The following is a 12,690-nucleotide window of genomic DNA, read 5'->3' as shown; positions in this document are numbered from 1 at the left end:
AGGGTTCATATGGATACCGGCAAGCTGTTCCGGCTCGACGGCCGCGTCGCGCTGGTCACGGGGGGCAGCCGCGGGATCGGCAAGATGATCGCCGCCGGCTTCGTCGCGCAGGGCGCGCGCGTCTATGTCTCCAGCCGCAAGGCCGACGCCTGCGCCGAAACCGCCGCCGAACTCGGCGAGAATTGCATCGCGCTCCCGCAGGATATCTCGACCGTTGACGGCTGCCGCGCGCTCGCTGCGGCATTGGCGGAGCGTGAGGAGCGGCTCGACATCCTCGTCAACAATGCCGGTGCGGCATGGGGGGTGGCGTTCGAGGAGTTTCCGGAAAGCGGCTGGGACAAGGTCATGGACCTCAACGTCAAGTCGCCGTTCTTCCTCACCCAGGCGCTGCATGGGCTGTTGAAAGCCGGCGCCGCGCATCAACGGCCTGCCAAGGTCATCAACATCACGTCGATCGACGGCCTGCGCCTCAACCCGTGGGAGACGTACAGCTATCACGCCTCCAAGTCGGCGCTGATCTATCTGACCAAGCGACTGGCGGCGCGGCTCATCCGCGACGGCATCAACGTCACCTCGATCGCGCCCGGCGCTTTCGCCAGCGAGATGAACCGCGCCGCGCGCGATCATGGCGATGCGGTGGCCAAAGCGATCCCGGCGCGCCGCATCGGCACTGACGAAGATATGGCCGGCACCGCCATCTATCTCGCCAGCCGCGCGGGCGACTATGTCGTCGGGGAAACGATCGCGGTCGACGGCGGACTGGTTCACGCCGCGCTTGGCGGCAGCATCGACGGCTAGGCGGCCGCCCCTGCCCGATCAGCTCTCGTCCGCTCGCGATGACGAACCGTTGTACCGCGATCCCGCCCCAAACCACGGGAACGGCGGCACGATACGGTCCGTTGGTCTGCGCACGAGGAGACGATGCGATGACCGACGACGCGATCCACCCGACCACCGAAACCGAACGCCCCAATCTCTCGACCGAGCATCAGAAGCAGGGCGACGCGCGCCGCCCCTCCGATCAACTCGACAAGGGCCAGCCCAACAAGGAAACGATCCCGCGCAAATCGTCGCTGCTCGGCAACGACTGACACCCGCGATGCAAATGATGAGTGGGGAGCTTCTGTTGCCCGGTGCTCCCCGTACCGCTGGATTCCCCTTCTGTTGCCCGGTGGGGTCCAACCGCGCTATTTTGGTTTAACGTCAGGCCGTTAGGCCATCAGTTACGCCGCAATCGCGAGTGCTTCGTTATCGTTGGCACTTGTGTAATGGGCCGTTGCGGTGGTCCCATTCCGAGCGAAAACAGCGCCTTTCAACACACGTCGATCCTGGTTCGGCCCCGTCAGAAACGGTGTCCAGATACACCACCGGTTATGGTGGAGCCGCCGGGTACTGCCCCCGGGTCCGCTGCATCTATTTTACGCCGCAGTTTATCGCCATAGCCGGGTAGAACCCGACAAAGGGAGATATAGGGCACGCGAAGCGATTGGAAAAGGGGCGTACGGCCATTTGCCCGCCACAATATCCCTGTATATAGTGGGTCATGCTTACCCAGCGCTCCCGTTATGCCCTGCGATCGATGCTGTTTTTGGCCACCGCTCCGGCGGGTGCGCCCCCGACGCCGATGACGCGCATCGCGGCCGAGGCGAATGTTCCGCGCAAGTTCCTGGAGTTGATCCTTGCCGACCTGCGCGACGCCGGGCTGCTGCACAGCTATCGCGGCAAGATGGGCGGCTATGTCCTGTCGCGCCCCGCGCATCTGATCTCGCTGGGCGAGGTGATCCGCGTGATCGAGGGGCCGCTCGCGCTCGTCCCCTGCGTCAGCCGCACTGCCTATCGCCCGTGCAAGGATTGCAAGAGCGAGGCGGAGTGCGCGATCCGGCTGGCGATGATGCGCGTGCGCGACGAAACCGCGCGCATCCTCGACGGCACCAGCCTCGCCGATGCCACCGCGGAGAAGCTCGCCGCTGCGTGAAATGATGGACGCTGTCGCGAGGGTTTTCTAACCCGGTGCCATGACCGACGCGCCGCTGCCCGAGAACGACACCGCCGCCGCTGCCGAGCTGGCGCGGCTGGCCGCCGAGATCGCCTACCACAACCAGCGCTATCATACCGAGGACGCGCCCGAGATCAGCGACGCGGCCTATGACGCGCTGGCGCGTCGCAACCGCGCGATCGAACAGGCTTTCCCCGCGCTGATCCGCGACGATTCGCCGAGCCGCCAGATCGGCGCCGCCCCCGCCGCGCATCTCGCCAAGGTCGCACACGCCCGCGCGATGATGAGCCTCGACAACGCCTTCTCCGACGACGACGTCTCTGAGTTCGTCGCCCGCGTCCGCCGCTTCTTGCGGCTCGATGCCGACGAACCGGTCGCGCTCACCGCCGAGCCCAAGATCGACGGGCTGTCCTGCTCGCTACGCTATGAGGACCGCCGGCTGGTGCAGGCGCTGACCCGCGGCGACGGTGCGGTCGGAGAGGACGTGACCGCCAATGTCCGCACGATCGCCGACATCCCCGCCACCCTCCCCCCCGCCGCGCCCGACGTCTTCGAAGTGCGCGGCGAGGTCTATATGGAGAAAGCGGCCTTCGCGGCGCTCAACCGCCGGCTCGCCGAAGAGGCCGAAACCACCGGCAAGGAAGCGCGCCAGTTCGCCAACCCGCGCAACGCCGCGGCCGGCTCGCTTCGCCAGAAGGACCCGGATGTCACGCGCGCCCGCCCGCTCCGCTTCCTGGCACACGGCTGGGGAGAGGCTAGCGCGATCCCCGGCGACACGCAGGCCGCCGTCGTCGCGACGCTGCGCGACTGGCGCTTCCCGATCGCCGACGCCTTCGCGCGCTGCGACGATGTCGCCGGCGCGCTGGCGGTGTACCGGGCGATCGAGGCGCGGCGCGCCGATTTGCCCTTCGACATTGACGGCGTCGTCTACAAGCTCGACCGGCTCGACTGGCAGGAACGGCTGGGGAGCGTCGGCCGCGCGCCGCGCTGGGCGATTGCGCACAAATTCCCCGCCGAACAGGCGCAGACCACGCTGGAGCGGATCGACATCCAGGTCGGCCGCACCGGAAAACTAACCCCTGTCGCACGCCTCACCCCGGTCACGGTCGGCGGAGTCGTCGTCACCAACGCCACGCTTCACAACCGCGACGAAATCGCCCGGCTAGACGCGCGCGAAGGCGACCGCGTAGTCCTGCAACGCGCCGGCGACGTCATCCCGCAGATCGTCGCGGTGCTGCCGCGCGCCGCCGAGCTGCCGCCATTCGCCTTCCCCGACCATTGCCCGATCTGCCATAGCGAGGCGGTCGCCGAGGAGGGCGAGGTCGACGTGCGCTGCACCGGCGGGCTGGTCTGCCCGGCGCAGCGGCTCGAACGGCTCAAGCATTTCGTCAGCCGCGGTGCGCTGGACATCGACGGGCTCGGCGAGAAGACGCTCGTCGAACTGCTCGACCTCGGCTGGATCAAGGAACCCGCCGACATTTTCCGCCTCGCCACGCACCGCGACGAGCTGGTCGGGCGCGAGGGCTGGCAGGCGCGCTCGGTCGACGCGCTGCTTGACGCGATCGAGGCGCGGCGCGAACCCGATGCGGCGCGGCTGCTGTTCGGGCTCGGCATCCGCCACGTCGGGATTGTCACCGCACGTGATTTGCTCAAGCGTTATGTCACGCTCGACGCGCTCGCCGAGAAGGCGCACGAGGTTATTTCGCTCCGCGACGTGTTACCCGCGGTGATTGGCGAAACACCGGAGCGCCACCGCACCCGCCTCGACAAGGCGATCGCCGAGCTGATCGGCGTCGAGAATGTCGGCGCGGCGGTCGGCCACGCGCTCGCCGACTTCTTCCACGAGCCGCACAATCAGGCGGTGTGGGACGATCTGCTCGCCGAAGTGACCCCGCCGCCGTTCGTGGTCGAGACGCGTGGGTCGGAAGTGACCGGCAAGACCGTGGTCTTCACCGGCAAGCTCGAAACGCTCAGCCGCGACGAGGCGAAGGCGCAAGCCGAACGGCTCGGCGCGCATGTTGCAGGATCGGTCTCGAAGAAGACCGACCTGCTCGTCGCCGGCCCGGGTGCGGGATCGAAGGCGACCAAGGCGGCGGAACTGGGGATAACGGTGATCGACGAAGCCGGCTGGAACGCGATCGTCGCCGGCGCGGGGGCATAGACGTCTGCACAACCGTCATTCCGGCATTCGGCACTTTTCTCCCGCGTCGTGAGGAAGATGCAGATGCCGCCGGCCTCAGTCCGGCGTCCCGGCTCGCATCCGGGGTGACGAAGGAGCAGCGCGAGTAACTCCTTCACAGACGAGGCGGCACTCGCCGCCCTACCCTTTCCGTCATTGCGAGCGCAGCGAAGCAAACCAGAGCCGGACCAGAACGCCCTGGATTGCTTCGCATGCGCTCGCAATGACGAGGCCTCACCCGACCGCGAATAAAAAAGAGGCGACCCGCAGGCCGCCTCCTCCATCACCCATCAACCACAGAAATCACGCCCCGGCCGGCGACGGATTCCCGAACGGCCCCGACGGACGCTTGGTCTTCGGGATCGACGTCCCCACCGCCGGCACCGACGGCGCCTTCGGCCCCTGATCGCGCCGGTCGAGTTCCTCACCCGCGATCAAGCGCTTGATCTCGTCGCCGCTCAGCGTCTCATATTCAAGCAGCGCGCCGGCCAGCGTGTGAAGCTGGTCGAGGTGATCGGTCAGTACCTGCTTGGCGCGGTGCAGCCCGCCCTCGACGATCGCCTTGATCTCGTCGTCGATCAGCTGCGCGGTCGCGTTCGACATCCGCACCGGCTGGCTCGACGAATAGCCGAGGAAGCTCTCGCCTTCGGGCTGGGCATATTCGACCGGGCCGACCTTGTCGGACATGCCCCACTTCGTGACCATGTCGCGCGCCAGACCGGTGGCATATTGAATGTCGCCGCTCGCGCCGCTCGACACCTTGTCATAGCCGAAGATCACTTCCTCGGCGATCCGCCCGCCCATTGCCACCGCGAGGTTCGCGTACATCTTGTCGCGATGGTAGCTGTAGCTGTCGCGCTCCGGCAGCCGCATCACCATGCCCAGCGCGCGGCCGCGCGGGATGATCGTCGCCTTGTGGATCGGATCCGATGCCGGCTCGTGCAGCGCAACGATGGCGTGGCCCGCCTCGTGATAGGCGGTCATGCGCTTCTCGTCCTCAGTCATGACCATGCTGCGACGCTCCGCGCCCATCATGACCTTGTCCTTGGCCTCTTCGAACTCGGCATTCGCGACCAGTCGCTTGCCCTTGCGCGCCGCCATCAGCGCCGCCTCGTTGACGAGATTGGCGAGATCGGCGCCCGAGAAGCCCGGCGTGCCGCGCGCGATCGTGCGGGCATCGACGTCAGGCGCGAGTGGCACCTTCTTCATATGCACTTCGAGGATCTTGACGCGACCATCAATGTCGGGACGCGGCACCACCACCTGACGATCGAAGCGGCCTGGCCGCAGCAGCGCGGGATCGAGCACGTCGGGGCGATTGGTCGCCGCAACGATGATGATCCCTTCGTTGGCCTCGAAGCCGTCCATCTCGACCAGCAGCTGGTTCAGCGTCTGCTCGCGCTCGTCGTTGCCGTTGCCCAGACCGGCACCGCGATGGCGACCGACCGCGTCGATCTCGTCGATGAAGACGATGCACGGCGCGCTCTTCTTGGCCTGCTCGAACATGTCGCGCACGCGGCTTGCCCCCACGCCGACAAACATCTCCACGAAGTCCGAGCCCGAGATGGTGAAGAACGGCACGCCCGCCTCGCCCGCGATTGCGCGCGCCAACAGTGTCTTGCCGGTACCCGGCGAACCGACCAGCAACGCACCCTTCGGGATCTTGCCGCCCAGTCGGGCGAACTTCGTCGGGTCTTTCAGGAAATCGACAATCTCGGTCAGCTCAGCCCGCGCCTCGTCGATGCCTGCGACATCGTCGAACGTAACCTTGCCTTCCTTCTGCGTCAGCATCCGCGCGCGGCTCTTGCCGAAGCCCATCGCGCCGCCCGCGCCGCCGCCCTTTTGCATCTGGCGCAGCACGAAAAACGCGATGCCGAGGAACAGCAGGAACGGCAACGACTGGTACAGAAGCACCATCCAGACCGACGGCCCCTCCTCGGGCTTGCCCGCGACTTCGACGCCCGACTTGCGCAGCCGGTCGATCAGCCCCGAATCCTGCACCGGATACGTGCGGAACTTGTCACCGCTCGAGAAGCTGCCCGAGATCATGTCGCGGCTGACGTTGACGCTCTTCACCGTGCCTTCGTCGACCTTGTCGAGGAAGGTGGAATAAGCGATCGTATTGCCCTGCGCGGTGCTCGTCCGGCCGTCGAACAGCGTGACCACTACCGCGAGCGAGAGCAGCACGCCGACCCAGATCAGCAGGCTTTTCATCCACGGATTCGGACCGCCCGAACCGTTATTGTCGTTGCCGCCGTTTCCGGGCTGCCTGTCGTTGTCGTTCATCGGCTACCTTTCCGTCGGCTATAATGTAGGCTTCGACAGGTTAATGGCAATGGAACAACGTCGGTCAGAGTGATCGACGCGGCGGCGCTGTAGAAAAGATCCATCCTTTGGGCCCGGTGCGCACCATAATCCCGGCCTGGGTCGCACTTCGTCCCGCTTCCAGCGCGTCGAGCAGCGCCTCGACGTTGGCCGAATCACGCTCGAACGCCGGCTGCATGATCCCGAGTCGCACCCGCGTTTCGGCCAGCGCGCGGCGCACCAGCCGCCGCCGCAGATCGCGCGATTCGGCGGCGATCGAGAGGCCGTGATCTGGCCCGTGCCAGCGCTCGGCCCAGATCCGCTCGGCGTGGCGGACGAGCACCTCCTCCGCCTCGGCAAGAAAGCCCGCCGACGCCGCCAGCGCGACCGGATCCAGCCCCGGCGTCGCGGCCAGCAGCGCGCGCGCCCGTGTGCGATCGTGCCGCGGATCGTCGTTCGAGGGATCGTCGACGAACGGCGTCGCGCTGTCCGCAGCCATCGTGCGCAATTCCGTGCGCCGCCAGCCGAGCAGCGGCCGCAAGACGACGCCGAAGCTGTCCAGACGCACCGCGCGGATCGCCGAAAGCCCTGACAGCCCACAGCCGCGCTGCAACCGCATTAGCAACGTCTCGGCCTGGTCGTCGGCATGGTGCGCGGTCAGCAGGAACGACATATCCTGCGCGCGCGCCCAAGCGCCCATCGCGGCATAGCGCGCGTCTCGCGCCCGCATCTGCACGCTATTGCCGGTGATCGGCGCGGATGGGCAAAGAACGTGATGCGGAACGCCAAGCGCCGCGCAGACCCGTCCGACCATCGCCGCCTCTTCCGCCGATTCCGGGCGGAGCCGATGATCGAAGGTCACGGCGACGATCCGTCTTGGAAACGCCGCCGCGCCCAGCCGAAGCATCGCCATGCTGTCCGCACCGCCCGACACGGCCAACGCCAGCCGCACCGGCTCCGTCACTGTCGCGCCGTCGGACCCACGCGCGACCAGCCGCTCGACATCTGCCCGAAACCGCGCGACCGCCGCCGGGGGCAGCGGACGCAACGTCACCTCACTTGCACTTGGCGGCGGCACGTGCCTTGACGACGTCGGCCTTCATCTTGGCGGAAATGGTCGCGCCATAAACGTCGGTCAGCTCGCCATAGACCTTGCAGGCATCTGCGGCCTTGTCGAGCTTCACCAGCGCGCTGCCCAGATAGAACAGGCTGTCCGGCGCGCGTTCGCCGTCCGGCATCTTCTTGTAATTGTCGTAGAAGGCAATCGACGCGAGGCTCGGCTTGCCATCGTCCAGATAGGCGCGGCCGATCAAATTCTGCGCATAGCTGGCGCGGCGCGACTTGGGATAGTCGGCAACGACCTTCTTGAGCGCCGTCACCGCTTCGCCATAACGCTTGGCCTCCCACAGACGATAGCCGTAGAGATAGCCGTCCTCGGCCGCATCACCCGTGCTCGGCTTCGCCACCGCGGTGGCGCTGGCGGTCTTGTCGGCCGGAACGGGCGCTTCGGGAACGGTCACCTCGGGGCCACCGACCGGCGCGACCGGTGTGGCGGCCGGCGGGGCGGCGAGCTTGGCGTCGGTCGCCTTGCGGTAATCGGCGAACTGCCCCTCCAGCTGGCGCAGCCGATAGTCGTTCTGCTCGATCTGCCCGGTCATCGACGCCAGTTGCTGTTCGAGCGAGGTGACGCGCGCGGTCAGGTCGGTGATCGCGCCCGATGCGGGCACCCCGGCGGCTTCGACCGGCGTCGGCGCGCTCGGCGCGATCTGCGGCTCGACCATCATCCCCGCGCCGCCCGGAAACACCTTGCGCTGCACCGCGCGCATCTCGCTTTCGAGCTTGCCGACGCGCGCCTCGACCGGCGCGTCGCGCTGCGCCAGCGCGGGGCTGGCAAGAGTAAGGGCGATCGCGGCGCCTGCTAGAAACTTGGTCATCTTTCCGTCCCCCGGTGCATCGGCACCGGATAATGTTCTGGAATATCACTGCTGTCGCCAGCCTTAAGCGGGCGGCAGCAATACGTCATCCGCCGTTGTTCTGGAACGCGGGGGGCACCGCCGCACCGTTCGTCGCGGCCGACGGGCTCGCGACGGCGGAGGGGCTTGCCGCCGGCGTGGGCGCACCCGCGAAGCGCGCGGCCAATGCCTCGGCACTGACGCCGACGTCCTTCATCGCCCGCTTGCCGTCGCCCAACGGCGGCAGCGCGCGACCGTCGACCGTCACCTGCAACTGGTCCGGTCGCCCGATGTTCAGCATCGGCCGATCGGTGCCCGCGGGCACCTCAAAGGTCTGGCCAGGCTGCAACGTGCCGGTGAACAGCGTTTTGTTCGCGCCGTCGTAGACGCGCATCCACACCTCGTTCCTGGCGGTCAGCACCACCTTGCCGGTCGCGGGGGTCGGGCTGGGCGGCGGCACCGGCGCACTGCGCGCCACCGTCGTCGGGCTGGCGGCCGCCTCCGGCGACTCCTGCGTGCCGCGGAACATGCCGGTCGACAGCCAGAGCACGCCGAGTATCAGCACCGCCAGCGCGATGCCGGCGGCCACGATCACCGTGCCCCGCGACGGCCCGCGCGACGGATCGGCGATCTCTTCGATGTGATGCTGCCGCATCGGCATCGCGCCGCGCGCCAGCTCGCCGCGGATACCACGCCCGATCTCGGCCTGATCGAGCCCCACCGCGCGCGCATAGGCCCGTGCAAATCCCGAAGCATAGGTCGGCGACGGCAGCAGATCGAGCCGGTCGTCCTCCAGCGCCTCCAGGAAGCGTTGCGTCACGCGGGTCCGCGCCGCCACCTCGGCCACCGACAGCCCCTGCGCCTCGCGAGCGGCCCGCAGGCGGGCGCCGACCGTGCCGGGCTGCGGAGCGTCGCTCGGCGACGTCGCCTGCGCCGGATGCTCGCCTTCGCTCATTATTGTCTCCGACCCCTGCGTTTCTCGCGATGCACCCATCGTCTTTCAAAGCGTCACGGACGTGTCAACACGCCGCGCTGCATGTCGCTGACTCGATTCGTCGGATCGCTACGCCAGTTCGACGCCCTGCTCCGCCGCCCAGCGCGCCAGCGCCCCACGCACATCGCGCGGCGGACGCGCGAGCAGCGTCTCCATGAAGGCGCCCAGCGCGCCGCGATCGAGCGAGCGGATCATCGCCTTGACCGGCCCGACCGCCGCCGGGGTGATCGACAGCCGGTCGATCCCGATCCCGATCAGCGCCATCGCCTCCAGCGGTCGTCCTCCCATCTCACCGCACACGCCGACCGGCACCCCGGCCTGCGCCGCGGGCACCGCGACCCGGCGCAGGAAACGCAGGATCGAGGTCGACAGCCAGTCGTAACGTTCCGCCAGCTTCGGATTGGCGCGATCGGCCGCGAACAGGAATTGCGTCAGATCGTTGGTGCCGATCGACAGGAAATCGACCGCAGGCAGCAACAGGTCGAGCTGAAACGCGAGCGCCGGCACCTCCAGCATCGCGCCGTAATTGACCTCCAGCGGCAGCCGCTTGCCACGCGCGCCGAGGAAATCGCGTTGTTTCTCGAACAAGGCGCGCGCCTCGTCGAACTCCCAGGCTTCGGACACCATCGGGAACATCACGTTCAGCGTCCGCCCCGCCGCCGCCTCCAGCAAAGCACGCGCCTGCGCCTTCATCAACCCGTCGCGTTCCAGCGCAAGCCGCAGCGCGCGCCAGCCCATCGCCGGGTTCTCTTCGTCCTCGGCATGGATCAGATACGGCAATGCCTTGTCGCCGCCGATATCGACGGTGCGGAAGATCACCGGGCGCGCGCCGGCGGCGTCCAGCACCTCGCGATACAGCCGCTGCTGCCGCTCGCGCTGCGGCAGCGTTGCGGAAACGAGGAACTGGAATTCGGTGCGGAACAGTCCGATCCCGTCCGCCCCGGTCACGTCGAGCGCGGCGACATCGTCGCGCAACCCGGCGTTGACCATCACCGTCAGGCGATGCCCGTCCTTCGTGACCGGCGCGACATCGCGCAACGCGGCATAGGCGGCCCGGCGCTTCTGTCGCGCGGCGAGGCTCGCCTCGAACGCCTCCTCCATCGCGCCGGTCGGGCGGACGGTCAGCGTCCCCTCGGTCACGTCGAGCAACAGCAGGTCGCCCTCCGCGATCAACCGCCGCACGTCGCGGACCCGCCCCAGCACCGGCACGCCCATCGCGCGCGCGACGATCGTGACGTGCGCGGTCAGCGAGCCTTCCTCCAGCACCACGCCCTTCAGCCGGCGGCGATCATATTCGAGCAATTCCGCCGGGCCGAGGTTGCGCGCGATCAGGATCGTGTCCTGGCGCAGCCCCATCTGCGCCGCGGTGCCCATCTGGCCGGAGACGATCCGCAGCAAGCGGTTCGACAGATCCTCCAGATCGTGCATCCGGTCGGCGAGCAGCGGATCGTCGATCTCGCGCATCCGCTGGCGCGTGCGCTGCTGGACGCGCTCGATCGCCGCCTCCGCGGTCAGCCCGCTGTCGATCGCCTCGTTGATGCGCCGCGCCCAGCCCTCGTCATAGGCGAACATCTTGTAGGTGGCGATCACCTCCTGATGCTCGTCGCCGACCCCGAACTCGGCCTCGCGCGCGATCCGGTCGATCTGCTCGCGCATCTTGTCGAACGCGGCATAGACGCGGTGGCGCTCGGCCTCGGTATCCTCGGCAACGGTGTGCTCGATATGGATACGCGGCTGGTGGAAGACCGCGCAGCCCACCGCCATGCCGTCGACCAGCTTCTGCCCGGCGATGCGCGTCGGGGCGGTTGATTGCGGCCGGTCGCGCGGGCCGGCCTGGTCGATCAGCCCGGCATTGGCGATCAGCTCGCTCAGCACCATCGCGACGGTCTGCAGCGCCTCGATCTCGACATCCTCGTAGCGGCGCGGATCGGCATGCTGCACCGCCAGCACGCCCACCGCGCGCTCGCGCCGGATGATCGGCACGCCCGCGAAGCTGTGATAGCGATCCTCGCCGGTCTCGGGCTTGTAGGCGAAGTCGGGATGGCTGGTCGCCTCGTCGAGGTTGAGCACCTCATTGTGCTGCGCGATCGTGCCCACCAGCCCTTCGCCCAGCGCCAGCTTGGTGACATGCACCGCGGCCGGATCGAGCCCGCGCGTCGCGAACAGCTCCAGCACGCCTTCGCGCAGCAGGTAAATCGAGCACACCTCGCTATCCAGCGCCTCGCCGATGATCTCCACCACCGAGTTGAGCTTGGCTTGCGCGTTCGAGCGCGCGGCCATCACGTCGTGCAGGTTGACCAGGATTTCGCGGGCGGAGCGGGCGGCGGACACGGGCATGGACGGGTGGCTATCAGACCTGTGGCTTGGGTGCCACGCAGCAATTTTCTTTTGTGGTCGCACTTGGCCAGCCCCGGCTCGAATGTTGCGAACGTTGAGACGCTGGCGCCACTTTCCTCAACATTCGCACCGTGGCATCATTGACTGCTTGTGACAGGATCACCGCGCGTAGGACAGACGGCCGATCTCAGTCGAACAACCCGTCCTGCGATCCCGCGGGCGGGTTGAGGCCCAGGTGCTTCCACCCGCCGGCATTGAGCACGCGTCCGCGGGCGGTGCGCGCGACCAGCCCCAGCTGGATCAGATACGGCTCGATCACTTCCTCGATCGTATCGCGCGGCTCGCTCAGCCCGGCCGCCAGCGTCTCCACGCCGACCGGCCCGCCGCGATAGATGTCTGCGATCATCGTCAGATAGCGGCGATCCATCGCGTCGAGCCCGAGCTTGTCGACCTCCAGCCGGTTGAGCGCGCGATCCGCGACCGTCGCATCCACCACCGGCGACCCGGCGACATTGGCGAAGTCGCGCACGCGGCGCAGCAGCCGTCCCGCAATCCGCGGCGTACCCCGCGCACGCCGCGCGATCTCCATTGCCCCGTCGCGTGCGATGCCGAGATCGAGCAATTGCGCCGCACGCGACACCACCCGCTCCAGCTCCTCGACGGTATAGAATTGCAGTCGCACCGGGATCCCGAACCGATCGCGCAGCGGCGTGGTCAGCAATCCCTGCCGCGTCGTCGCCCCCACCAGTGTGAAGCGCGGCAGGTCGATCCGCACGCTGCGTGCCGACGGCCCCTCCCCGATCATCAGGTCGAGCGCGCGATCCTCCATCGCCGGATAGAGCACTTCCTCGACCGCCGGTTGCAGCCGGTGGATCTCGTCGATGAACAGCCCGTCGCCGTCCTCGAGGTTGGTGAGCAGCGCCGCCAG

Annotated in this window: 10 protein-coding genes and 1 other RNA gene; 4 read left to right on the top strand and 7 right to left on the bottom strand. The window is 67.9% G+C overall.

The genetic code is table 11. From position 1 onward, the window contains the following. Positions 1 to 9 precede the first annotated feature (9 nt). Entirely contained in the window at positions 10 to 798 is a 789-nt protein-coding gene (locus AADI75_RS10630) for an SDR family oxidoreductase (protein WP_341209003.1), read from the top strand. Between the two features lie 128 nt (positions 799 to 926). Continuing rightward, positions 927 to 1,091: a hypothetical protein gene (locus tag AADI75_RS10625; protein ID WP_341209002.1), complete on the top strand. Its 165-nt coding sequence runs from the start codon at positions 927 to 929 to the stop codon at positions 1,089 to 1,091. Positions 1,092 to 1,111: 20 nt separating this feature from the next. Here AADI75_RS10625 and ssrA read toward each other — a convergent pair. Further along, positions 1,112 to 1,498, bottom strand: a transfer-messenger RNA (tmRNA) gene (gene ssrA / locus AADI75_RS10620). Positions 1,499 to 1,543: 45 nt separating this feature from the next. On the opposite strand from ssrA, the gene AADI75_RS10615 reads away from it, so the two are divergent. Both AADI75_RS10615 and ligA read left to right on the top strand, forming a co-directional pair. After that, on the top strand, positions 1,544 to 1,975 hold the full coding sequence (locus AADI75_RS10615) for an Rrf2 family transcriptional regulator (RefSeq protein WP_028966173.1): 432 nt from the start codon (positions 1,544 to 1,546) through the stop codon (positions 1,973 to 1,975). A 40-nt stretch (positions 1,976 to 2,015) separates the two neighbouring features. Beyond that, a complete protein-coding gene (gene ligA, locus AADI75_RS10610; protein ID WP_341209001.1) occupies positions 2,016 to 4,157 on the top strand; it encodes an NAD-dependent DNA ligase LigA in 2,142 nt (713 codons plus the stop codon). Positions 4,158 to 4,478: 321 nt separating this feature from the next. On the opposite strand, the gene ftsH is transcribed toward ligA, so the two are convergent. The 6 genes from ftsH to ruvB all read right to left on the bottom strand — a co-directional run. After that, complete coding sequence (gene ftsH, locus AADI75_RS10605; RefSeq protein WP_341209000.1) at positions 4,479 to 6,461, bottom strand: ATP-dependent zinc metalloprotease FtsH; 1,983 nt, start codon at positions 6,459 to 6,461, stop codon at positions 4,479 to 4,481. 64 nt (positions 6,462 to 6,525) lie between these two features. Continuing rightward, on the bottom strand, positions 6,526 to 7,533 hold the full coding sequence (gene tilS, locus AADI75_RS10600; RefSeq protein ID WP_341208999.1) for a tRNA lysidine(34) synthetase TilS: 1,008 nt from the start codon (positions 7,531 to 7,533) through the stop codon (positions 6,526 to 6,528). A gap of 1 nt (position 7,534) precedes the next feature. Then, the gene (locus AADI75_RS10595) at positions 7,535 to 8,413 is read right to left on the bottom strand and encodes a tetratricopeptide repeat protein (RefSeq protein ID WP_341208998.1); all 879 of its coding nucleotides are present in this window, start codon (positions 8,411 to 8,413) and stop codon (positions 7,535 to 7,537) included. 85 nt (positions 8,414 to 8,498) lie between these two features. Beyond that, positions 8,499 to 9,386 carry a RodZ domain-containing protein gene (locus tag AADI75_RS10590; protein ID WP_341208997.1) on the bottom strand — a complete coding sequence of 296 codons (888 nt, stop codon included), beginning with the start codon at positions 9,384 to 9,386 and terminating at the stop codon, positions 8,499 to 8,501. A gap of 108 nt (positions 9,387 to 9,494) precedes the next feature. Further along, complete coding sequence (gene ptsP / locus AADI75_RS10585; protein WP_341208996.1) at positions 9,495 to 11,762, bottom strand: phosphoenolpyruvate--protein phosphotransferase; 2,268 nt, start codon at positions 11,760 to 11,762, stop codon at positions 9,495 to 9,497. Between the two features lie 187 nt (positions 11,763 to 11,949). Then, positions 11,950 to 12,690: Holliday junction branch migration DNA helicase RuvB (gene ruvB, locus AADI75_RS10580; RefSeq protein WP_341208995.1), on the bottom strand; the 741-nt coding region annotated here is incomplete at its 5' end.

It is taken from the genome of uncultured Sphingomonas sp., from assembly GCF_964021865.1.
In the GTDB taxonomy this organism is placed as follows: domain Bacteria; phylum Pseudomonadota; class Alphaproteobacteria; order Sphingomonadales; family Sphingomonadaceae; genus Sphingomonas.
Note: the sequence above shows the minus strand (reverse complement) of the source record. Positions and strands in the feature narration are given on the sequence as shown.